This window comes from Micromonospora sp. C81, from assembly GCF_018070425.1.
Taxonomy (GTDB): domain Bacteria; phylum Actinomycetota; class Actinomycetes; order Mycobacteriales; family Micromonosporaceae; genus Micromonospora; species Micromonospora zamorensis.
Map to the genome: position 1 here is coordinate 89,415 of NZ_JAGPXS010000013.1, position 20,832 is coordinate 110,246.

21 protein-coding genes are annotated in these 20,832 nt (G+C 72.2%); 10 read left to right on the top strand and 11 right to left on the bottom strand.

Annotation, left to right across the window (positions count from 1 at the left end):
• Positions 1-20: 20 nt before the first annotated feature.
• The 11 genes from KBX46_RS21185 to KBX46_RS21235 are packed head-to-tail and all read right to left on the bottom strand — an operon-like array spanning position 21 to position 9,826.
• Positions 21-1,385 carry an MmgE/PrpD family protein gene (locus KBX46_RS21185; RefSeq protein WP_210793764.1) on the bottom strand — a complete coding sequence of 455 codons (1,365 nt, stop codon included), beginning with the start codon at positions 1,383-1,385 and terminating at the stop codon, positions 21-23.
• Positions 1,385-2,314 carry an LLM class flavin-dependent oxidoreductase gene (locus KBX46_RS21190; protein ID WP_141910095.1) on the bottom strand — a complete coding sequence of 310 codons (930 nt, stop codon included), beginning with the start codon at positions 2,312-2,314 and terminating at the stop codon, positions 1,385-1,387. Before KBX46_RS21190 ends, KBX46_RS21185 begins: the two co-directional genes overlap by 1 nt.
• Positions 2,311-2,913 carry a hypothetical protein gene (locus tag KBX46_RS21195; RefSeq protein WP_210793765.1) on the bottom strand — a complete coding sequence of 201 codons (603 nt, stop codon included), beginning with the start codon at positions 2,911-2,913 and terminating at the stop codon, positions 2,311-2,313. Before KBX46_RS21195 ends, KBX46_RS21190 begins: the two co-directional genes overlap by 4 nt.
• Positions 2,910-3,263, bottom strand: coding sequence for a hypothetical protein (locus KBX46_RS21200; protein ID WP_210793766.1), 354 nt, complete (start codon positions 3,261-3,263; stop codon positions 2,910-2,912). The genes KBX46_RS21195 and KBX46_RS21200 overlap by 4 nt, the downstream gene beginning before the upstream one ends.
• Entirely contained in the window at positions 3,260-3,781 is a 522-nt protein-coding gene (locus tag KBX46_RS21205; protein WP_210793767.1) for a hypothetical protein, read from the bottom strand. The genes KBX46_RS21200 and KBX46_RS21205 overlap by 4 nt, the downstream gene beginning before the upstream one ends.
• Positions 3,781-4,659 (bottom strand): DUF3891 family protein, encoded by an 879-nt coding sequence (locus KBX46_RS21210; protein WP_088949007.1) that lies wholly within the window; start codon positions 4,657-4,659, stop codon positions 3,781-3,783. The genes KBX46_RS21205 and KBX46_RS21210 overlap by 1 nt, the downstream gene beginning before the upstream one ends.
• On the bottom strand, positions 4,656-5,975 hold the full coding sequence (locus tag KBX46_RS21215) for an MmgE/PrpD family protein (protein ID WP_210793768.1): 1,320 nt from the start codon (positions 5,973-5,975) through the stop codon (positions 4,656-4,658). The genes KBX46_RS21210 and KBX46_RS21215 overlap by 4 nt, the downstream gene beginning before the upstream one ends.
• Positions 5,972-7,369, bottom strand: a complete 1,398-nt coding sequence (locus tag KBX46_RS21220; protein ID WP_141910091.1) for an MmgE/PrpD family protein — start codon at positions 7,367-7,369, stop codon at positions 5,972-5,974. Before KBX46_RS21220 ends, KBX46_RS21215 begins: the two co-directional genes overlap by 4 nt.
• Complete coding sequence (locus KBX46_RS21225) at positions 7,366-8,214, bottom strand: cyclase family protein (RefSeq protein ID WP_247667905.1); 849 nt, start codon at positions 8,212-8,214, stop codon at positions 7,366-7,368. The genes KBX46_RS21220 and KBX46_RS21225 overlap by 4 nt, the downstream gene beginning before the upstream one ends.
• Positions 8,211-9,053, bottom strand: a complete 843-nt coding sequence (locus tag KBX46_RS21230; protein WP_088949004.1) for a CoA ester lyase — start codon at positions 9,051-9,053, stop codon at positions 8,211-8,213. Before KBX46_RS21230 ends, KBX46_RS21225 begins: the two co-directional genes overlap by 4 nt.
• Entirely contained in the window at positions 9,050-9,826 is a 777-nt protein-coding gene (locus KBX46_RS21235; RefSeq protein ID WP_141910090.1) for an IclR family transcriptional regulator, read from the bottom strand. Before KBX46_RS21235 ends, KBX46_RS21230 begins: the two co-directional genes overlap by 4 nt.
• 204 nt (positions 9,827-10,030) lie before the next feature.
• On the opposite strand from KBX46_RS21235, the gene KBX46_RS21240 reads away from it, so the two are divergent.
• From KBX46_RS21240 to KBX46_RS21285, 10 genes are read left to right on the top strand one after another with little or no spacing between them, the layout of a single operon-like run.
• Positions 10,031-11,278 (top strand): ABC transporter substrate-binding protein, encoded by a 1,248-nt coding sequence (locus tag KBX46_RS21240; RefSeq protein ID WP_088949002.1) that lies wholly within the window; start codon positions 10,031-10,033, stop codon positions 11,276-11,278.
• Positions 11,275-12,303 (top strand): branched-chain amino acid ABC transporter permease, encoded by a 1,029-nt coding sequence (locus KBX46_RS21245; RefSeq protein ID WP_210793769.1) that lies wholly within the window; start codon positions 11,275-11,277, stop codon positions 12,301-12,303. The genes KBX46_RS21240 and KBX46_RS21245 overlap by 4 nt, the downstream gene beginning before the upstream one ends.
• Positions 12,300-13,349, top strand: a complete 1,050-nt coding sequence (locus tag KBX46_RS21250) for a branched-chain amino acid ABC transporter permease (RefSeq protein WP_210793770.1) — start codon at positions 12,300-12,302, stop codon at positions 13,347-13,349. The genes KBX46_RS21245 and KBX46_RS21250 overlap by 4 nt, the downstream gene beginning before the upstream one ends.
• Positions 13,346-14,077 carry an ABC transporter ATP-binding protein gene (locus tag KBX46_RS21255; protein ID WP_210793849.1) on the top strand — a complete coding sequence of 244 codons (732 nt, stop codon included), beginning with the start codon at positions 13,346-13,348 and terminating at the stop codon, positions 14,075-14,077. Before KBX46_RS21250 ends, KBX46_RS21255 begins: the two co-directional genes overlap by 4 nt.
• On the top strand, positions 14,064-14,765 hold the full coding sequence (locus KBX46_RS21260) for an ABC transporter ATP-binding protein (RefSeq protein WP_210793771.1): 702 nt from the start codon (positions 14,064-14,066) through the stop codon (positions 14,763-14,765). The genes KBX46_RS21255 and KBX46_RS21260 overlap by 14 nt, the downstream gene beginning before the upstream one ends.
• Position 14,766: 1 nt before the next feature.
• Complete coding sequence (locus KBX46_RS33180; RefSeq protein ID WP_210793772.1) at positions 14,767-16,101, top strand: MmgE/PrpD family protein; 1,335 nt, start codon at positions 14,767-14,769, stop codon at positions 16,099-16,101.
• A gap of 10 nt (positions 16,102-16,111) precedes the next feature.
• Entirely contained in the window at positions 16,112-16,753 is a 642-nt protein-coding gene (locus KBX46_RS21270; RefSeq protein WP_088948999.1) for an aspartate/glutamate racemase family protein, read from the top strand.
• Positions 16,750-18,117, top strand: a complete 1,368-nt coding sequence (locus tag KBX46_RS21275) for an FAD-binding protein (RefSeq protein WP_210793773.1) — start codon at positions 16,750-16,752, stop codon at positions 18,115-18,117. The genes KBX46_RS21270 and KBX46_RS21275 overlap by 4 nt, the downstream gene beginning before the upstream one ends.
• A complete protein-coding gene (locus KBX46_RS21280; RefSeq protein WP_210793774.1) occupies positions 18,114-19,583 on the top strand; it encodes a dihydroorotase family protein in 1,470 nt (489 codons plus the stop codon). The genes KBX46_RS21275 and KBX46_RS21280 overlap by 4 nt, the downstream gene beginning before the upstream one ends.
• 11 nt (positions 19,584-19,594) lie before the next feature.
• A complete protein-coding gene (locus KBX46_RS21285; RefSeq protein WP_308159650.1) occupies positions 19,595-20,791 on the top strand; it encodes a CoA transferase in 1,197 nt (398 codons plus the stop codon).
• The last annotated feature ends 41 nt before the right edge of the window (positions 20,792-20,832 follow it).

Sequence of the window (20,832 nt, forward strand, 5' to 3'; positions counted from 1 at the left end):
CGAGCGCCGACGGGCGGGCCCTACGGGCAGAACCGGCCGATCACCTCGGCAGCCGCGCGTGCCATGGTGTCGCCGCCAGCACCATCGAGGAGCCCGGCCACCACCGCGTCGGCGGTCGTCGGGTCGAGTACGTCCTCGACGTTGCGCCGGAACTTGGCGGCCACCTCGTCGGCGGTCAGCGGGTCGTCCGGGTTGCCGCGGGCGTTGCGAACCGTGGCCGACGCCGTGGAACCGTCCCGCCAGTGGACCGTGACCCTCGTCGGCCGCTCGTGCGGGAGGGCGGCGGTGAACAGCGGCTCCTCGCGCAGCCGGACCAGAGCTGCCAGCGCGCCAACCTCGGGGCGGGCCAGCCGGTCGGGCAGGAAACCCGCTGCGGCCAGTTCGCCGTCGAGGGCCAGGGTGGCCAAGCTGACCGGCACCGAGAACCGCGCCTGCAGATCCGAGGAGACGTCGACGGTGGACAGCGACGCGGCGAAGGCGAAGGTGTCGACTTCGATCGCGGCCAGGCCCCCGCGCTCACGCACCGGGTCGGCCACGCCCGCGACGGCGGCGCGGAACGCGTCCAGCGCGGGGTGCACCCAGCGTGCGCAGGCGTACGGCTTGAGATAGCTGTCGGTCAACCGCCAGCGGGTGCCCAACCCCGTGGTCAGCTCCGCGGCGGACAGATCCGTGCAGACCAGGCCGTCGAGCAGTTCGCGGAGCAGGGCCTCCGACCCGGTGGCGCCATCGGCGGCGCGACGGGCGGCGGAGGCGCCGTAGTAGGCGCCCAGGCCGGTCCACAGGTTCCGGACGGTACCGCCGCGCATCGGGACGGCGAGGGTCGCGGCCATCGGCACCGCGCCGGCCAGCTCGATGGCAGTGGCGGTGGTGGCAGGGGGAAGGCCATCCAACAGAGCGGTGGCAACCGCTGCGGCGATCGGGCCGTGGATGCCGTGGGGGTGCAACCCGGGCCGAAGGGTGGTGCCGACGCCGAAACGCATGCCGATCTCGTTGGCGATCAGGAAGATCTCGACGAGCCGCCGGTCGTCGACGCCGTGGGCCGCGGCGTGCAGCAGCACGGGCAGCGAGTGCGGTGCCGGATGCGCCGTCGGCACCGGTGGTAGCCGGTGTCCCTGCGGATGGAAGGACCCACCGGAATCCGCGTCCAGCCAGGTGGCAGCCGTACCGAGGGTGAGTAGTCGGCCGAACGGTAGGTCGGTGGTGGCCGACGGGCGTAGTGACTCGGCCAGCGCCCGGACGGCCGGATACCGAAGGCCACCCAGCATTGCGCCCAGGGTGTCGAGCAGCAGCGCGCGGGTGAAGGTGAGGATCTCCTCGGGCGGGTCCCCGAGGCTGGTGTCGTGTGCGAAGGCGGCGATCCGGGTGGTGTCGATTCCTTGCATCATCAGCCTTTCGTCAGGCCATCGCGGACCGCCCGGCCCAGCTCGTCGAGCCGGTCCAGGACCCCACCGACAGCGCCGGCCAGCACCACGCCGTCGACGCCGGCAGCGCTGAACGCGGCGAACCGTTCCGTGACCGCGCGCCGGTCTCCGGTCACCACGAAGCGTTCACGCACGAACCGGTCGGCTTCGGCGGGTACGTCGCCGGCGCCGCGGGCATCGGCCGTGCCGTGCCGCCGGTAGTCGTGCGCCTCGGCCACGGCGGCGACGCCGGAGCGCAGCGTGGCCGGCACGTCGAACCAGTCCGGCGCCTGCACCAGCCGGGCCGCGCACGACCCGAGCACGGGCGCAGCGGCAGCGTCGGCGTCCGTTTCGTCGTCGGTCACTACCGCGCGGACGAACATCCAGACCGGCACATCTGCCCGCGTTGAGCGGGCCAACGCCACCGCCTTGCCGACGATCGTGGGGTCCGCCCCAGCGTCGATCAGTACGCCGCCGAGCCGGGCGGCGGTGGCCGCGATGGTGCGGGGTCCGGACGCGGCGCCCAGCAGCAGCGCCGACGCCGGCACGAGTTCGCGCAGCACGTCGAGTGCCGCTTCATACGCACGCAGAGACGGTGGTGTCAGCCCTTCGTTGCGTACCGAACTCTCGCCCCGCCCGACCACGGTGAGCACCCGGCCGGGATGGTGCGCCTCCAGGGTGCGCACGGCGCCGGCCACCGTTGCCGGGTGCCGCAGCCCGAGGCTGAGCACGCACGGCCCGGCGAGCCGTGCCGGGGTGGCGCTGAGCACCCGTTCGGTCTCCACCAGGCAGTCGGGAAACAGCCGTGGGCTGTCGGCCAGGGCGACACCGTCGAGCCCGGCTGCGAGCGCGGCGCCGGCCAGCTCGACCGGGTCCGCCTCGCCGACCGGCCGCGCCACGTTGAGCACGATCATCGCAGCGCCTCCACGAGGTCGAAGACATCCAGGTCGGCCGCAGCACGGTCGGGAAGTCCGTTGGACACCACTGACAGGGTGTGGGCCAGCCCGCCGGGCATGCCGGTGATGCCGGAATCCCAGGCCCGCATCGCGAGCCAGGCGGCGGCCGGGTCGTGCCCGGGCGCGACACCGGGCGGGCCGATCACCATCAGGCTCGCCGCGAGGTCCAGCAGCGCCGGCAGTTCGTTCTCCGGCACCTCGGCCAGTCGCGCCGCGCACACGGTGGCGGCCAGCACACCGGTACTCACCGGCACCATGGGCGTCGACACCTCGGCGGCGGCGGCCAGCCCGGCGTCGACGGCCGCCGACAGCTGGGCCGCCGACCGGCGCCGGGCCGCGCCGACCGCGAGACCGACGAGCGTCGGCGCGACCTCCGGGCCGAGCGACGCGCACCGTTCGCCATTCCACTGCAGAGCGACGTAGGTCTCCGCCCGGGTGCCGGCGCCGATCAGTGGGAACTCCCCGTCCGGTGTGCCGATCCGGGCCGCCCACCTGGCCAGGGACCCCTCCGGTGGTGAGAGCGCGGCGAACCCGGCGAGCAGCGCGACGACACTCATTCCCGGTTCACCTCAGTGCTGTCGGTGACCAGGTAGAACTTGAACTTCGTGCGGCCGGCCGGGCCGCGTTCGGCCGGCAGCGGGTGCTCCTCGAACCAGCGCAGGTAGTTCGCGTACGCCTCCTCGTCGGCGTAGTGCATCTCGGCGATCCGGTAGAACGTGTAACCCTCCGGCACGGACGCCGTGCCGCCGGAGGCCTGCCGCACCGGGCGCAGCACCTTGTTGAAGACGATCCGGTCGAGGTAGGGGTTGGTCAGGAGGTCCGGCGCGTGCACGTCGAAGAGCCAGCACTCGTACTCCTCGGGGCTGACGCCCTCCTCGATCTCGTAACCCAGAATGGTTTTGATCATGTGGTTGCCTTTCTGACGGTCCACAGATGGGATTCGGCGCCCACGCCGAACCCTTCAAGTCGCACTCGCGCCGGCTCGATCCGCACCCCGGCCAACTCGGCGGTCACCTCGTCATCCGAGCGCAAGGGCGCCTTGGTGAAGCCGGACGCCCGCTGCCGAGCAACCTCACGCCGGTACACAGCGATCGTCCAATTCGGCGGCATGACCGACGCCGTCCCGCGGATGGACACCATCCGGGGCGGAAGCAGGCCGATGTCGAAGACATGCGGCCGCTCGTTGGTGGCGCCCGGCGCGGGAGTGCCGACCCAGGTGACCAGCGTGTGCGGATCGCGTCGCCACTGCTCGAGCCGCCGGTGGCCGGCCCGCTGCACCAGGCTGACCGACCAGTCCGGTTCGAGGAACGCGGTCATCGTGCGACTCACCGGAAAGCCGTCGGAGTCGATGGTGGTCAGCTGGGCGAAGCCGGCCTCGCCGAGCACGAAGGCGTGTGCGGCGGCGCGGGCCGTGGCGAGGTCCATCAGCGAGTCCACGGCGCGAGGTGCCAGGTCATCACGGTGGCCGGCGTCCGTCCGACTCGTGCGGCGAGTTCCGCATGGCTGTAGGTCCGGTCCGGCACGACCGCGCTGAGCACGTCGACGGTGACGCCGGGCCGGGTGAACGGGTACGGGTCGAGCCAGAGCACGCCCGGTCTACGGACACCGACGGTGATCCGCTCGACCGAGCCGAACGGGTGCGTGCGCACGGGCGGCAGCAGCACGTCCTGGGCCGAATGCTCCAGGTCGGCCAGTTGCGGACCCCAGGGCCGCGCCGGTCCGGGCACGGCCGCCGGCTGTGGCGGCATCACGCACAGGTACAGCGAGAGGAGGTCCCAGAGCTGAAGCAGTTCGTAGTTGTGCCACAGCCTGGTCTCGAATGCGGCCCGGGGCTCGGCCGCCGCCCAGGCCAGCCGTTTCGCCGTCACCCACCGCCGCTCCTCGGCGTCGACCGCCGCGTCCTGCGCCGCCCGGCCCTCGGGGCCGAGATTCAGCCTGCCTCGGGCGTCCGGGGCCGACCACCGACCCCGGTAGAGGCCGGTCCAGTGCATGCCGACCAGCACGCCCGCGTACACGTCGCCGAGCGCCACCCGCTCGACGCCCTGGCGGTAGAGCCGCACGTGTTCGGTGGCGTCGATCTCCAGGAAGTGCAGCGGCCGGCGTTCCAGCTCGTGGAAGAGCACCCGGGCGTCCCAGGCCCGCCAGCCCTCGTCGTGCCGTGTGGCCGCGGTGCGCACCGGCGAACCGGGCGTCGGCGTCTCGAACCGGTCGTTGCCCCACACGGCCGCCAACTCGCCAGCGACCCGTCCGTGTTCGACCTGCTCGACGAGGCGCAGCGCGCCGTCGCGTCGGGTGACGATCACGCGGCCGCCGCCCGTAGCGCGGCGCCGAGCGAGCGGGCGGTGCCGCCGGCCGCCAGTCCGTCGATCAGGGCGAGCACCCCGTCGGCATGCCCGGGAAAGCGGTGGTCGAGCAGCCGCCGGGCCTTCGTGCGCAACGCGTCCCGGTCGAAGGCCCGTGGACCGTCGCCGCGTGGCAGGTCCGCCGCGCCGGTCAGCACGCTGCCGTCGGCGCGGAGGACCCGCACCCGGGCGGGGCGGCCGGCCGGATAGCCGGCGTCCAGCTCACTGTCGTGCCGCACCTCGACCCGCGCGGCCAAGTCGCGGACCGTCGCCGAGCAGACCGTCTCCGCGGTCAGCGTGGTCTCGTCGAGTGTGCCGGTGAGCAGCGCGACCGCGACCGAGGTGGGCACGCTGAACCGGGCGGCCAGCTCACTGTCGGCGACCGCGTCGAACCGGGCCGCGTGCGCGAACGTGCGCACCTCGACGCGTTCCACATCCGACAACGGGCCGGTCACGGAGACGATGTCCGCCACCGCGTCGTTCACGCCGTGCAGGTGGGCGCAGGTGGGGTGCGCCTTGGTGTAGCCACGCAGCACCTCGTGGCCATGGTCCTGCCCGATACCCGACCAGTCACGGGCGGCGACCGTCGCGAAATGCCGATCCAGTGCGCCGGGCAGCGGTTCCAGACCAGCCACGGCGGCCGCGCCCAGGCTCGCGCCCAGCTGCACCGACGCGCCCAGGAACGCGTGCCCGCCGGCACGCCCGGCGAAAATGGTCGCCGCGTCACTGAGCAGCACAGCCGAGCCGGCCAGCTCGATGGCGCGGCGCATGGCGGCCGCATCGCCGGGCGCCAGCAGCCGGGCCACCCCGGCGGCCGCGCCGACCTGACCCCAGGTGCCGATGTCGTGCACGCCGTCCGGCGTGCCCCCCATCGCCCGGCCGACCCGGACACCGACCTCGTAACCGGCCAGCACCGCCGACAGCAGTTCCACACCCGGTAGGTCCCGGTCCTCGGCGAGCGCCAGCACGGCCGGGACCACGTGCGATGCCGGATGGCCACGGGCCGGCCGATGGCCGTCCTGGAGCTGATCCGCAGCGATCGCGCTGCCATTGAGGAACTGAGCCTCCGCGGCTGGCCAGCCGCGTGACGAGCCCACCACTGTCGACTCACCCGAACCGCCGGACCCGGCGGCCAGCGCGCGTAGCTCGGCCCGCCCGCTGCCCAGCGCGGCGACCGCGATCGTGTCCGTGACCAGGTCGACCACCCGGTCCTGGACGCGGGCGGGTGCCGACACCCACTCGGTGCCGGCGGCGGTCGCGGCCAGCCGCTCGATCATTCCCGCACCCGGGCCATCAGACCGGCCACGTCGGGCGCGGCGGCCAGGTCCAGCACGGCCGCGGCGATGTCCTCGCGGTCGGGCACCAGCGCGGCGTTGAGCGCGAACTTGGCGGCCAGCTCGGCCGAGCTGAGCGGGTTGCCCGGTCCACCCCGGTTGACGTCGACCCGTACCTCGTGCCGGGTGTCGTCGTGCAGCACCACCCGCAGCACCGCAGGGAACTGGTTCGGGAAGATCTCGTCGCAGCGGGCGTCCGCCACGCAGCGCACCTTCGCCGCCAGCGCCAACCGCGTCTCGTCCGCTGCCGCAGCGTCCGTGAAGTCCTCGTGGCCCAGGCCCAGGCCGCCGCCGCCGAGCAGCGCGGCCGCCACCGTGTAGGGGCCGCTGAACGCCGCGTGGTAGCCGGACTCCGGCCGCGCCTTGTCCTCCGGCGGCTGGGCGATCGTGCGCAGCACCGGCGACGGGACGCCCAACTCGATCGACTCGATCGTGGCCGGGTCGACGCCGCGCTCGCGCAGGGCCAGCGCCGCGTCGATGCCCGCGTGCGTGAAGTGGTTGCACGGGTACGGCTTGAAGAAGATGCCCGGCAGCTCCCAGTGCGTGCCGAGCCGGTCCACCACCGCGTCGACGTCGGCCCGCTCGCCGCAGAACGCGTGCAGGAAACCGAACCGCCCTTCGACCACGGTCGGCGGGCCGGTGAGCCCGTGCCGGGCCAACTCTGCGGCGACCACGCCGGAGTGCGCCGCCCAGCCGCAGTGCACCCGCTTCACGGTGCCGCCGGTCCGGTTGGCCTCCAGCAGGCCGGCACCCATGCTCGCGGCGATCCCGGCCGCGTGCGCGATGCCCTCGGCGTCGGCGCCACCGACCATCGCGGCGGCCACGGCTGCCCCGACCGCGCCGCAGATCGAAGTCGCGTGTTGCCCGCGCTCGAAGAACTCGGAATTTCCGAGCGCGCGGTCGTAACCGCCCATGCCGAGCCGCACGGCGACCTCGATGCCCATTCCGGCCGCGTCGAGCAGCGCGGCGCCGGACGCGCCGCGCGCCTCGGCCACCGCCAACGCCGCCGGCACCACCGGCGAGGAGGGGTGCAGAACCGATGGCAGGTGGGTGTCGTCGAAGTCGAGCGAGTGCGCCAGCGTGCCGTTGACCAGCGCCGCGTTCGCGGCCGGGACACGCAGCCCGGTGCCGATGGCGACGGCCTCCGGCGTGCCGCCAGCCGCCCGGACGTACGCGGTGACCGCCCGTGCGGGCGGCAGCCCGGTGGCGGCGAGGCTGTTGCCGATCAGGTCGAGGACCCTGCGGGCCACGTCCTGCCGCAGGTCGCCGGGAAGCCCATCGCGCCGTACGTCGTCGGCCACCGCTGCGAGCCGCTGGACGATGGTCGGCGTGCTCATGCCGCCACCGCCGCGAACGGTCGGATCGGCGAGCCGGTGCCGCCGACGATGCGCAACGGCGCCATCGCGAAGACGAACGCTGTCAGCCCTTCGGCGGCCGCGTGCTCCAGGTTGAGGTGCTCGATGATGTAGACGCCGGCATCGACCAGCAGTACTCGGTGCACGGGCAGCACGCTGTGGCCGTTGCCCGGACGGATCTGCTCGTACGCCGTGGTGTCCGAGCCCGTGGCGACCACCTGACGCGCGGCCAGCCACTCGGCGGCGTCGGTGGTGGCGCCCGGTACGCCGGCGGCCTGTCCGAGATAGGTCGTCGCGTCGTCGAAGTGCCGCGCCCAGCCGGTGCGCACCAGCGCGACGTCGCCGGGCCCCGGCTCGACACCGGCCCGTTCGGCGGCGGCGGCCAGGTCGGCCGCGGTCACGCCGTAGCCGGCGGGTAGCACGTCCACCCCGTGGACGGCGGCCACGTCGAGGAGCACACCCCGGGTGAGCAGCGCGGGCGTGTGCTCGGCGCCGAGCGCGCTGAACCGGCCACCGGTCTGCGCCGCCGCGGCGTCCACGCCGCCGTGCAGCCTGCCGTCGTGGCTGACGTGCGAGAGCGCGTCGACGTGGGTGCCCACGTGCCCCCCGGTCACGATCATCTCGTTGGCCGCCGAGCCACCGTCCGGGCGGACCATGTCGCCGTGGCGGCGGATCAGGCTCATTCGGAAACCGGGATGGTTCGGCGAGCACGGCATGCCCGTGAAATGCGGGTGCCCCAGCTCGACGAGCCGTACCCCCGCGGTCACCGCGGCGAGTAGGGCGTCGTCGGTCGTGCGTGCCGGGCGGGCCTGCGGCTCGGTGGTCAACTCGTTCCTCCGGATGGTGGGTCGGACGGTTCGGTCAGGTCGTGAACGAGTCGGGCCCGGCGCACCACAGCGGGATCGACGAACCGGCCGTCGGCGTCGAGCACGGCCACCTCGCCGGCCTCCTGTGCGCGTGCCGCTGCGGCAAGGACGGCCCGCGCGGCCGCCACCTCGGCGGCTGTCGGCGTGAAGACCTCGTGCACGACCGGGATCTGTCGGGGGTGCACCACGGACCGGCCGACGAAGCCGTTGGCCCTGGCCCGCTCGGTGCTGACGCGCAGGCCGTCGAGGTCGGCGACGTCGGTGTAGACACTCTGCACGGGTGAGGGGAGGCCTGCGGCGCGGGCCGCGACCACCACCCAGCCGCGCGCCCAGGCCAGCCCGTCGTCGCCGGTCACCCGGAGGTCGGCCGACAGGTCGGCCTCGCCCAGCCCGAGCCCGGCGACCAGTGGATGCGCGGTGGCCAACTCGGCCGCCCGGGCCAGCCCGGCAGCGCTTTCCAGGAGCAGTTGCAGTGGCAGCCCGGCGCGGGTGGCGACGTCGCGGATCACGGCCGGGTCTTCGCACCGGGGCACCCGCAATCCGGTCAGCTCCAACCCGGCCAGCGCGTCGATGTCGTCCTCGCCCCACGGGCCGGTCGGGTCGTTCACGCGTACCCACAGGGGTCGCTCGTGGGGGCCCTGGGAGGCCAGCCGCAGCGCGGTTGCCCGGGCGGTCTCCTTCTGGTCCGGCGGCACCGCGTCCTCAAGGTCGACGACCACCGCGTCGGCGCCGGCGGCGAGGGCCTTCGCGACCCGGTCGGCGCGGTGGCCGGGCACGTAGAGCCAGGATCGCGGGGTCACTTGGGGAGCCCGCCGGACCAGCCCAGCGCCCGCGAGATGCTGTCGGCGGCCTCCCACACGAGTGGACCGAACCGTTCCCGGGCGGCCTCGTCGACCCGGTGCGCCGGGCCGCAGACCGAGACGGCGCCGACGACGGTGCCGTCGATGCCGAAGACGGGCGAGGCGACCGAGCCCGCGCCCTCCTGGCGTTCGCCGTCGGAGTTGGCCACCCCGGTCTTGCGGATCGCGGTGAGCCGCGCGCGGAGCAGGTCGTGGTCGGTCACTGTGCGGTTCGTCAGCGACGGCAGTTCGGTGGCGAGCAGGGACTCCCGCTCGGTGTCGGGCAGGAAGGCCAGGATGCAGGTGCTGGAGCTGCCGGCGTACAGGGGGAAACGGCGGCCCACCTCGACCGTCATCTTGATTTCCCGGGTGGACTCGACCTGGTCGAGGTAGACCCGGCCGCCGTGCACGTGCGCCGACACGGTCGCCGTCTCGCCGGTGGCCAGTTGCAGCTCGCGCAGGACCGGCATCGCGACCGTGCGCAGCTGCGATTCGCGCAGCGCGCGGGCGCCGAGTGCGGCGGCCGCCGGGCCGAGCTGGTAGCCACGGCTCGCCGGGTCGCTGACCAGCAACCGGCGTTCGACCAATGTCTGCAGGATCCGGTGCACCACGGCCTTGGACAGGTCGAGGCTGCGCGCTATCGCGGTGACCCCGAGGAAGTCCGGCCCGTCGGTGAACAGGAGAAGGACGTCGGCCACGCGGCTCGCCGCCTCAGTGCCCTGACTCTCTGCCAAGTCTTCATCTCCCAATGCGGGTGTTTCCGCCAGCGGAACACGATTGCAGCACCGACCGGCCCGGGGGTCAAGTCCCCAATGAGGCGCTATCCAGGGTTGAAGAAGATTATTCGGTGAACCCTTGACCCAGGCGAAGGGGCAGTGCCAGCATCATGCCCCATGCGATGTTCCGTGCGGCGGAACACGGTCACCCCAGGAGCTGACATGAGGAAGACCTGGACCCTGAGCCTCGCCCTGACCCTGCCGCTGGCCCTCGCCGCGTGCGGCGGGTCCGGGCCCGCCGGCACGACCAACGGCGGCGGCGCCCAGTCCGGCAGCACCATAAAGATCGGTTCCCTGCACCCGCTGAGCGGAGCGGCCGCGGCTGACGGGCAGCAGATGGACAACGGAGCCAAGCTGGCCGTCGAGGCGATCAACAACGCCGGTGGCATCAAGTCGCAGGGCGGCAAGAAGCTGGAACTGGTGAGCGCTGACACCCAGGGCAAGCCGGAGGTCGGCCAGAGCGAGGCGCAGCGCCTCATTCAGGACGGCGTGGTCGGCCTGGTCGGCACCTACCAGAGCGCGGTCACCGCGAACGTGTCCACGGTGGCCGAACGCAACAAGGTGCCGCTGGTGATCGACGTGTCCAGCGCGGACTCGATTCTCTCCCAGGGCTACAAGTACACGTTCCGGGTGCAGCCCAGCTCCACAGTGCTCGGCACCGCCGGCGCGCAGTTCCTCGACCAGGTGGCCAAGGCGGCCAACCAGCCGGTCAAGACGGTGGCGGTGCTGCACGAGCAGGGTCCGTTCGGGAGCGCCGTACGTGACGCCTTCAAGGCCGAGGCGGAGAAGGCCGGCATCAAGGTCGGCCCGGCGCTCGCCTACGACGCCGCCAACGTCTCCGACCTGACGACCCAGGTCACCCAGGTCAAGGCCAGTGGCGCCGACGTGCTGATGGTGGCCGGCTATTACCGCGACGGCGTGCTGGCGGCCAAGGCCGTCGCCACCGTCAAGCCGCCGGCCCTGAAGGCGGTCTACGGGGTCGCCAACGGTGCGTTCGACCTCCCGCAGTTCCCGAAGGAGGCGGGCGCCGCAGCCGAGGGCTTCTTCGACGCCAACTACCACGCCGACATGACCAACGCCGACACGCAGGCGCTGGCCAAGCTCTACCAGGAGCGCTACAACGACCAGATCCGCACCGGAGCGGTGCTCGCACACGACTCGGTCAAGGTGATCGCCGACGCGCTGGAGCGCGCCGGCAGCGCCGAACCGGCCAAGGTGCGCGACGCGATCGCCAGCGGTTCGGTGCCGACCCTGATCGCCGGCAACGGCCCGATCAAGTTCGGCCCGACCGGAGAGAACGAGAACGCCACGCCGATCCTCATGCAGGTCCAGGGTGGCGTGGTCAAGCAGGTGTTCCCGGCCGACAAGGCGGAGGAGAAGCCCCTCTACCCCGCCTTCAAGAGCCAGTGACCACGCCAGCCGACCAGGGCCACGCCGCCGGCAGCGGCGGCGTGGCAACCCTGGATCCCGACGAGGTACGCCCGACTCCCGTCCGTACCGTGCCGTGGTTGCGGATCGCGGTGATCGCCGCGTTGGTCGTGCTCGCGGTCGTGCTCGCGTACGTCCGCTCCGGCAGCGGGGTCGTCGTCGTGCAGGCGATGGCCACCGGTGTCCTGATCGGCGGCGTCTATGGCCTGATCGCGATGGGCCTCACGCTGATCTTCGGTGTCCTCGACATCGTCAACTTCGCCCACGGCAGCTTCCTGGCGCTGGCCTTGTTCCTGACGTTCGGGCTGACCCAGGCCGGGTTGCATCCCTACCTCGCGCTCGCTGTCAGCGTGCCGGCGATGTTCGTGCTCGGCCTGCTGGTGCAACGCGGCATCCTGGCCGGCGCGATGGGCAAGCCGCTGGAGAACCAGTTGCTGATCACGCTGGGCATTTCGCTGATCATCGAGAACGCGCTGCTGCTGTTCTTCGGCGGGAACCCGCGCTCGGTGGCCCTGCCCGGCGACCGCGGCGTACCGATCTTCGAAGCGGTGGCCAACCTGTCCCGGATCCTCGCCTTCGTCGGCGCACTCGTCCTGGCCGGACTGCTCTACCTGCTGCTGCAGCGCACCCGGCTGGGCACCGCGATCCGCGCGGTGGCCGCCAACGACACCGGCGCGCAGCTGGTCGGTATCGACACCCGGGTCATCTACGCGGTGACATTCGCGCTCGGCACCGCCTGCGCCGGCGCCGCTGGCACGCTCGTCGCCCCGCTGGTCACCATCGAGCCCACCACCGGTTCGCTGTTCAACATCGTTGCCTTCGTGGTGGTGGTGCTGGGCGGCATGGGCAACGTCGTCGGCGCGCTGGTCGGCGGTCTGGTCATCGGATTGGCCGAGCAGCTCGGCGGTATCTACCTGCCGGGACAGTCGCCCCTGCTGTCGGTGTTCATCGTCTTCGTCCTCGTGCTCTTCCTGCGCCCGCAGGGACTCTTCGGGAGGTCGGCATGACGACCACCACCGACACGCCGGCAGCGGAGACAGCGGCCAGCAGGCCACTGCCTCGCCTGCCGTGGAACAAGCACCTGCTGGCCATCGCGGTACTCGCCGTGCTGCTGGTGCCGCTGCCGCTGATCCTTCCGTCGGCGCAGGCATCGGTCGCGGTGCGGGTGCTCATCTTCGCCCTGATGAGCATCGGCTGGAACATGATGAGTGGCTTCGGCGGCATGTTCAGCTTCGGGCACGCGGCCTATTTCGGAATCGGCGCGTACACCAGCGCCTGGCTCCTGGTCGAGCACCGCGTGTCGCCGTGGATCGGGATGCTCGCCGGCATGGTGATGGCCGCGGCGTTCGCCGCGCTGATCGGTTTCCTGGCGCTGCGGTACAAGCTGCGCGGCGCGTACTTCGCGCTGGCCACCTTCGCGTTCGCCGAGATGCTCCGGCTCTGGGCGACGAACAGCGACTTCGTCAACCGCGCGGTCGGCTACCACGTGCCGCTTCGTTCCGACAGTTCGTGGTGGTGGATCCAGTTCGAGCCGGCCTCGCCGAACTACTTCTGGATCGCGCTCGCGCTCACCGTCGCCGCACTGGTGATCAGCGTGCAGTTCGTCCGCTCGCGTGCCGGACAGTTCACCAAGGCTGCCCGCGACGACGAGGACGCGGCCTCAGCGGTCGGCATCCCGGTGATGCGCTACAAGCTGGTGACGATGGCGCTGTCCGCCGCGATCACCTCTGTCGCCGGTGCCTTCTACGTGCAGTACTTCCTGTTCATCGATCCGGACCTGGCGTTCGGGTCGAGCGTGTCGATCCAGGCGATCCTGCCGGCCGTGATCGGCGGGGTGGCGACCATCTGGGGGCCGGTGATCGGCGCCGTGGTGATGGGCCCGCTCAACGACGTGACGGCGACGGTGCTGCGCAACCCGCCGCCCGCGCTGGAGTTCCTTCAGGGGCGCAGCGGCCTGGACGTGATCGTCTACGGCACCCTGTTGATCATCATTGTGCTGCTCCTGCCGAAAGGCATATACGGAACGATCCGCCAAAGGTGGTCCCGGCGATGACACTGCTTCGGGTCGACGGAATCTCCAAGTCGTTCAAGGGCCTGCGGGCGGTCGACGAGGTGAGCTTCGAGGTCGCCGAGGGCAGCATCCTCGGCGTCATCGGGGCCAACGGCGCAGGCAAGACCACTGTGTTCAACCTGATCGCGGGTGCGTTGCGGCCGGACACCGGCCGGGTGTACCTGGGCGGCAGGGAGATCACCGGGCACGCGCCGCACAAGGTGACCGCGGCGGGCATGACCCGCACGTTCCAGCTGATGCGGCCATTCTATTCGATGACCGTGCTGGAGAACGTCACGATCGCGGTGCTGGCCGGCGGCGCCGCCAAGCGTACGGCCCGGACCACCGCCGCCGAGCTGATCGATCGGGTCGGCCTCGGCCGGTGGCGCGACTCGGCGACCGAGGGCCTGCCCACCGCGGCCCTCAAGCGGCTGGAACTGGCCCGGGCGTTGGCCAGCAAACCCCGCGTGCTGTTGCTCGACGAGGTGCTGGCCGGCCTGGTGCCCGCGGAGCGGGCACCGGTGATGGAGCTGCTGGAGCGGCTGCGCACCGAGGACGGCGTGACGCTCGTCTTCGTCGAACACATCATGGCTGCGGTCATGCGGCTGTCGGACTCGGTGCTCGTGCTCGATCTGGGCCGGGTGCTCACCTCGGGCCCACCACAGGAGGTGACCCGTGACCCGCGGGTCATCGAGGCCTACCTCGGGGAGGACCCGCATGCTCACGCTTGAGGGGGTCAGCGCCGGCTACCACGGCCTGCAGATCCTGCACGAGCTCGACCTGCGGGTCGAGGAGGGCGAGATCGTGGCGATCGTCGGCGCCAACGGTGCCGGCAAGACCACCACGCTCAAGACCATTTCCGGGCTGGTCAAACCGACCGCGGGCACGATCACTTTCAACGGCGCACGGGCCGATGGCGTACGCCCGAGCGAACTGGTCGGCCGTGGCCTGCTGCACGTGCCGGAGGGGCGGGCGCTGTTCGGGCCGCTCAGCGTCGAGGAGAACCTGCGGATGGGCGGCTGGACCCGTGGCCGCAAGCCGCTCGGTGAGCCGTTGCGCGAGGTCTTCGACCTGTTCCCGATCCTCGCCGAGCGGCGCGCCCAGGCCGCCGAGACGCTCAGTGGCGGGCAGCAGCAGATGCTCGCGATCGGCAGGGCGTTGATGGCCGGTCCACGGCTGTTGCTGCTCGACGAGCCGTCCACCGGCCTGTCGCCGAAGCTGACCTGGACCGTGCTCGACGCGATCAAGGCGATCCGCGACCGGGGTGTCTCGGTGCTGCTGGTCGAGCAGAATGCCGCGCACGCGCTCAACCTGGCCGACCGGGCGTACGTGCTGGAGAGCGGCAGCCTGGTCCTCGAAGGCCCGGGGCCGGAGCTCGCCCGCGACGACCGGGTCCGAGCCGCCTACCTGGGGCTCTGACGTGCAATCCACAGTGGAGGCGGTGGCCCGGCTCGGCACCTGGGCCGCCGCGCTCCGCTGGTCGGACGTCCCGGACACCGTCCGCGACCGGCTCGGGCTCGTGCTGCTCGACTCGCTCGGGGTGACAGTGGTCGGTGCCCGGCAGTCCGAGCAGCGGGCCCTGGTCGCCGCATGGCGTCCCGGGTCCGGGCCCGCGCCGCTGGTCGGGGCAGGCGCGACCACCACCGTCGAGGCGGCAGCCTGGCTGAACGCGACCGCGATGGCGCGGCTTGAGCTCGACGAGGGTCACAAGTACGCGAAGGGTCATCCGGCGGCGCACGGGCTGCCCGCGGTGCTGGCGCTCGCCGCCGACCTCGGCGCGTCCGGTCCGGAGACGATGTCGGCGCTGCTGGCGGCCTACGAGGTGGCGGCGCGTTTCGGCCGGGCCACCACCCTTCGCGCCGACGCGCATCCGCACGGCAGCTGGGGCGTCGCGGGTGCGGCGGCCGGCTGCGCGCGGTTGCTCGGCCTGTCCGGTGAGGGCGTCGCCGCAGCGATCGACGCGGGAGCCGGCCTACCGGTGGCCGGGCACTTCGCCAGCGCCCTGGACGGCAACCCGGTCCGCGACGCCTGGCTGGGAGCCTCCAACGTGTCCGGGTTGGCGGCGGCACGGATGGCCGCGGCCGGCGTCGCCCGCAACACCGGTACCCCCTCGTTGTCGCTCGGCGACGTGCTCGGCCGGTTCGACCCCGCGCCGCTCAGCGACGGGCTCGGCACGCGGTGGGACGTGCAGCTCGGCTATTTCAAGCGGCACGCGTCCTGCTCGTTCACCCACCCGGCGGCCGACGCGGCCCTGCTGATGCGAGCCGACGGGCTGACGCTCGACTCCATCGAGGAGGTCCTGGTCGAGACCCACTCGCTGGCTGGCGGGCTCGGCCGGACGAGTTGGGACAGCCGGTTGGCCGCGCTGTTCTCGACGCCGTTCGTGGTGTCCGCCGCGCTGGTGCACGGCACCGTCGACCCCGCCGTTTCCGCCGACGACCAGCGTGACGACCCGCGGGTACGCGCGCTGGCCGCCAAGGTGGTGCTGCGGGTGGCTCCGGACCTCGACGCCCGACTGCCCGACGAACGTGCGGCCCGCGTCACCGTCCGCACCCTCGGCGGAGCACCCAGGGTGATTGAGGTGCCCAACCCGGTCGGCGACGCGGCCTACCACCCGATGACCGAGGGTGACGTGCTCACGCTGCTCGGACGCCTGCTCGACCCCGACACCGTCCGAGCCGTGCACGAAATCGCCGCTGGCCTGGCTGCCACCACCGACGTCGGGCCCGACCTGCGCCGGCTCGCCGAGATCTAGGAGAGAGACCGTGCGGATCTATGCCGTGACCCCGATCCATGTCGACGCCGAGGAACTGGCCCGCCGGCAGGCGCGCTACGCGGCGCTGTCGCCGCCGGGCGTCGACGTCGTGCTGCACGACATCGGAGCGGACGCACCGCGCGCCCTGGACACCGACGAGCAGGTGCGGGAGAGCGAGGTGCTGGTCACCGCGGCGCTGCGCGGCGCGCCGGCCGGCTTCGACGCGCTGCTGCCGGACTGCGTCCTCGACCCCGGTGTCGCGGACCTCGCCGGCACCCTGCCGGTGCCGGTGTTCGGACTGCTCCGTCTCAGCCTCGGCTGGGCCGTGCTGAGCGGGCGCAGGTGCGCGGCGGTGGCCCGCAACAAGGCGATCGCCGACGAGATCACCGCCCGGGCCGGGGTGTACGGGTGGTCGGCCGACCTGCTCGGGGTCGAGGTGCTCGACCTCGACGTGCACGCGATTGCCGACACCTCCCGCTGGGCCAGCACGCTTGGCGGTGCCGTCGGCACGCTCGCCGCGGGCGGTGCGCGTTCGGTGATCAACGGCTGCTCGGCCGTCGACCTGCCGGCCGGCGTCAGCCTGCCAGCTCGGGTGGTCGACCCGACCGCCCTGGCGCTGCGGCTGATCGGTGCTGGGGAGGTGGGCGCGTGAGCGGGCCGGACCTCGTGGTCGCCGGTGCCGGGGGAGGGCTCGTCGCCGCCCTGCGCGCCGCCCAGCTCGGCCTCGACGTGCTGGTGGTTGAGGCCAGCGAGCACTTCCGCCGGGGCAACAACACCTCGATGTCGACCGCGATGATCCCGGGCGCCGGCTCGCGGTGGCAGCGGGCCGCCGGCATCGACGACTCGGCCGAGCTGTTCGCGGCGGACGTCGCGCGCAAGACCAAGGGGCAGGGCGACCAGAGGCTCGCCCGTGCGCTCGGCGCGGTGAGCGCCGAGCTGGTCGAGTGGCTGGCTGACACCGTCGGGCTGGAGCTGTCGTTGGTGACCGACTTCCACTACCCGGGCCACTCGGTCGACCGCTGCCACACGGTCGAGGGCCGGCACGGCACCGTGCTGCTCGACCATCTCGTCCAGCGGCTGGGCAGGGTCGGTATCGACATGCTGGTCCCGGCCCGACTGGTCGACGTGGTCGTCGACTCCGGCGTGGTTCGAGCCGCCGTGGTCGAGCGACCGGACGGCACACGTGAGGAGATCCCGACCGGGGCGGTGCTGCTGGCCACCAACGGCTACGGCGCCGACCGGACCATGGTCGGCGAGCACCTGCCGGAGATCGCGGCGGCGGTCTACCACGGCAGTGAGATGTCCCGCGGCGATGCGCTGCGGATCGGCACCGAGCTCGGCGCGCAGAGCGCCTTCCTCGACGCGTACCAGGGGCATGCCGCTCTTTCGGCCCGCTCCGCGACGCTGGTCGGCTGGGCGACAGTGATGCACGGCGGTGTCCTGCTGGACACCACCGGACGGCGGTTCGGTGACGAGACGACCGGCTATTCCGAGTACGCCGCTGCGCTCGCAGCCCGCCCGGACGCGTTCGGTTGGCTGGTGCTGGACCGCCGGATTCACGACGCCTGCCTCGCGTTCACCGACTTTCGGCAGAGCGTGGAGTCGGGCGCGCTGCTGGACGCGGCCGACGAGGCCGCGCTGTCCTCGGTCACCGGGCTGCCGGCCGAGGCCGTGGTCGCGGAACTCGCCGAGACGGCGGCGGTGGCTCGCGGCGAGCGGGCCGACCGCTTCGGCCGCACGTTCTTCGAAGCACCACTGGAGCCGCCGTACCTCACCGCCCGGGTGGTGCCGGCGCTCTTTCACACCCAGGGCGGCCTGCTGGTCGACGAGCATGCCCGGGTGCTGCGCCCGGGTGGCGCGCCGATCCCCGGCCTCTACGCCTCGGGCGGTGCCGCGGCCGGCATCTCCGGCCATGGCGCGGCCGGTTACCTGGCCGGCAACGGCCTCCTGCCCGCCCTCGGCCTCGCCTACCTCGCGGCGAACCACGTCGCTCGAACCACGGGAGGAAACGCATGAAACTGCTGGAAACCCTGATCAAGAACGTAACCGTGGTCCGGCCCGACGCCGGCTCGCCCGATGGCGACCGGCTGGATATCGGCATTGCCGGCGGCAAGGTGGTGCGGATCGAGGCCGACATCCCGGCCGACGAGGCGCAGACCGTCGTGGACGGGCGCGGCCGGCTCGCGTACCCGGGCGCGGTCGACGCGCACCAGCACTGGGGCATCTACAACTCGCTGGCCGAGGACACCGCCACCGAGAGCCGCGCCAGCGCCCAGGGCGGTGTGACGACCGGACTGACCTACATGCGTACGGGGCAGTACTACCTCAACCGGGGTGGCTCGTACGCGGAGTTCTTCCCGCACGTGCTGGCCGCCTCGGAAGGACGCTCGTTCATCGACTACGGATTCCACCTCGCGCCGATGATGAGGGAGCACATCGACGAGATTCCCTCGATCATCGAGAACTTCGGCGTCACCTCCTTCAAGATCTTCATGTTCTACGGCAGCCACGGGCTGCACGGGCGGTCCAGCGACCAGAGTTCGTTCCTGATGATCCCGCCGAACGAGCGCTACGACCTCGCTCACTTCGAGTTCGTGATGCGCGGCGTGCAGGCGGCCCGGGAGAAGCTGACCGACGCGGCACCGCACGTGTCGCTGTCGCTGCACTGCGAGACAGCCGAGATCATGACGGCCTACACGAAGCTGGTCGAGCAGGACGCGTCGTTGCAGGGCCTGGCTGCCTACAGCGCGTCACGACCGCCGCACTCGGAAGGGCTCGCGGTGACGATCGCGGCGTTCCTGGCCGACGAGACCGGGCTGCCCAACATCAACCTGCTGCACCTCTCCTCGCGCAAGGCCCTGCGGGCGGCGATGTTGATGGCCAGGACGTTTCCGCATGTCGACTTCCGCCGCGAGGTCACCCTCGGGCACCTGCTGGCCAGTGTGGACAGCGCGCACGGCCTGGGTGGCAAGGTGAACCCTCCGCTGCGCCCGCAGGAGGACGTGGAGGCGCTCTGGGAGTACGTGCTCGACGGCAGCGTCGACTGGGTGGTCAGTGACCACGCGTGCTGCAAGGACGAGACGAAGTTCGGTGACCCGCGCGAGGACATCTTCGCCGCGAAGTCGGGCTTCGGCGGGGCGGAATACCTGCTGCCCGGCCTGGTCTCGGAGGGGCGCAAGCGCGGCCTGTCGCACCAGCGGATCGCGCAGTTGGCCTCCTGGAATCCGGCCCGCCGCTACGGACTGCCGGGCAAGGGCACCATCGGGGTGGGCTTCGACGCCGACCTGTGCCTCGTGGAGAACACCACCTGGACCGTGCACGCCGCGGACTCCGAGTCGACCCAGGAGTACACGCCGTTCGAGGGCTTCGAACTCGGTGCCCGTGTCACCGACACCTGGGTCCGGGGGCAGCGCGTGCTCGACGCCGGCAACATCGTCGGCACCCCCGGCGGCCGCTACGTGCACCGTCCGTACCAGGGGTGAGTATGTCCAGTGTGAACGACGGACCGCTGGCCGGCCTGCGGGTGCTCGACCTGTCGACCATCCTGGCCGGCCCGCTGGTGGCGCAGATGCTCGGCGATTTCGGCGCCGAGGTCATCAAGATCGAGTACCCTGGCCGCGGGGACGGCATGCGCGGGCATGGGTTGGCCAAGGACGACCAGCCGCTGTGGTGGAAGATGGTCGCCCGCAACAAACGGACGGTCGGGCTCTATCTCGGTGACCCGGCCGGGGCGGAGATCTTCCGCAAGCTCGCCGCCACCGCCGACGTCGTGATCGAGAACTTCCGGCCCGGCACGCTGGAGCGCTGGGGCCTCGGCTACGACGTGCTCTCCGCGGACAATCCGCGGCTGATCCTGCTGCGGGTCACCGGCTTCGGTCAGTCCGGCCCGTACGCGGCGCGGCCGGCCTTCGGCACGCTCGTCGAGTCGATGAGCGGTTTCGCTCACCTGACCGGCGACCCGAACGGCCCTCCGACGTTGCCGGCGTTCGGTCTGGCCGACTCGATCGCCGGGATGGCGGGTGCGGCGGCGGTCTCGATGGCGCTGTTCCAGCGGGAGAAGGACGGCCAGGGTCAGGAGATCGACCTCGACCTGCTCAGCCCCATCATGACGGCTGTCGGGCCCGGCGTGATCTACGCCGACCAGCTCGGCATCGATCAGCAGCGCACCGGCAACCGGTCACTCAACAATGCGCCGCGCAACACCTACCGGACGGCTGACGGGCAGTGGGTGGCCATTTCCACGAGCGCCGACAGTATCGCTCGGCGGGTGCTGACGCTGGTCGGCCACCCGGAGGTGATCGACGAGCCGTGGTTCGCCACCGGTCGCCAGCGGGCGCAGCACGCCGACCTGCTCGACGGCTACGTGGGGGAGTGGATCGGGGCGCGGACCCGCGACGAGGTGCTGCGCGCGTTCGAGGAGGCGGGGGCGGCGGTGGCGCCGGTCTACAAGCCGAGCGAGTTGCTCGACGACCCGCAGGTGCGGGCACTGGAACTGGTGACCACCGTGGACGATCCGGACCTGGGGCCGGTCCGGATGCAGAACGTGCTGTGGCGGATGAGCCGCACACCGGGCCGGATCCGGTTCACCGGCCGCGCGCTGGGTGCCGACACGGACGCGGTGCTCGGCGACGAGCTGGGCCTGTCGGCGGAGGAGATGGCGGCCCTGCGGGAGCGCGACGTGCTCGGGTAGGTTCCGCCCAGCGGAACGACAGGCGTGGATGTTGACAGGGT

Coding starts and splice junctions, on each gene's coding strand:
- KBX46_RS21185 (WP_210793764.1), bottom strand. CDS start 1,385: ATGATGCAAGGAATCGACACCACCCGGATCGCCGCCTTCGCACACGAC.
- KBX46_RS21190 (WP_141910095.1), bottom strand. CDS start 2,314: ATGATCGTGCTCAACGTGGCGCGGCCGGTCGGCGAGGCGGACCCGGTC.
- KBX46_RS21195 (WP_210793765.1), bottom strand. CDS start 2,913: ATGAGTGTCGTCGCGCTGCTCGCCGGGTTCGCCGCGCTCTCACCACCG.
- KBX46_RS21200 (WP_210793766.1), bottom strand. CDS start 3,263: ATGATCAAAACCATTCTGGGTTACGAGATCGAGGAGGGCGTCAGCCCC.
- KBX46_RS21205 (WP_210793767.1), bottom strand. CDS start 3,781: ATGGACCTCGCCACGGCCCGCGCCGCCGCACACGCCTTCGTGCTCGGC.
- KBX46_RS21215 (WP_210793768.1), bottom strand. CDS start 5,975: ATGATCGAGCGGCTGGCCGCGACCGCCGCCGGCACCGAGTGGGTGTCG.
- KBX46_RS21220 (WP_141910091.1), bottom strand. CDS start 7,369: ATGAGCACGCCGACCATCGTCCAGCGGCTCGCAGCGGTGGCCGACGAC.
- KBX46_RS21240 (WP_088949002.1), top strand. CDS start 10,031: ATGAGGAAGACCTGGACCCTGAGCCTCGCCCTGACCCTGCCGCTGGCC.
- KBX46_RS21250 (WP_210793770.1), top strand. CDS start 12,300: ATGACGACCACCACCGACACGCCGGCAGCGGAGACAGCGGCCAGCAGG.
- KBX46_RS21255 (WP_210793849.1), top strand. CDS start 13,346: ATGACACTGCTTCGGGTCGACGGAATCTCCAAGTCGTTCAAGGGCCTG.
- KBX46_RS21260 (WP_210793771.1), top strand. CDS start 14,064: ATGCTCACGCTTGAGGGGGTCAGCGCCGGCTACCACGGCCTGCAGATC.
- KBX46_RS21280 (WP_210793774.1), top strand. CDS start 18,114: ATGAAACTGCTGGAAACCCTGATCAAGAACGTAACCGTGGTCCGGCCC.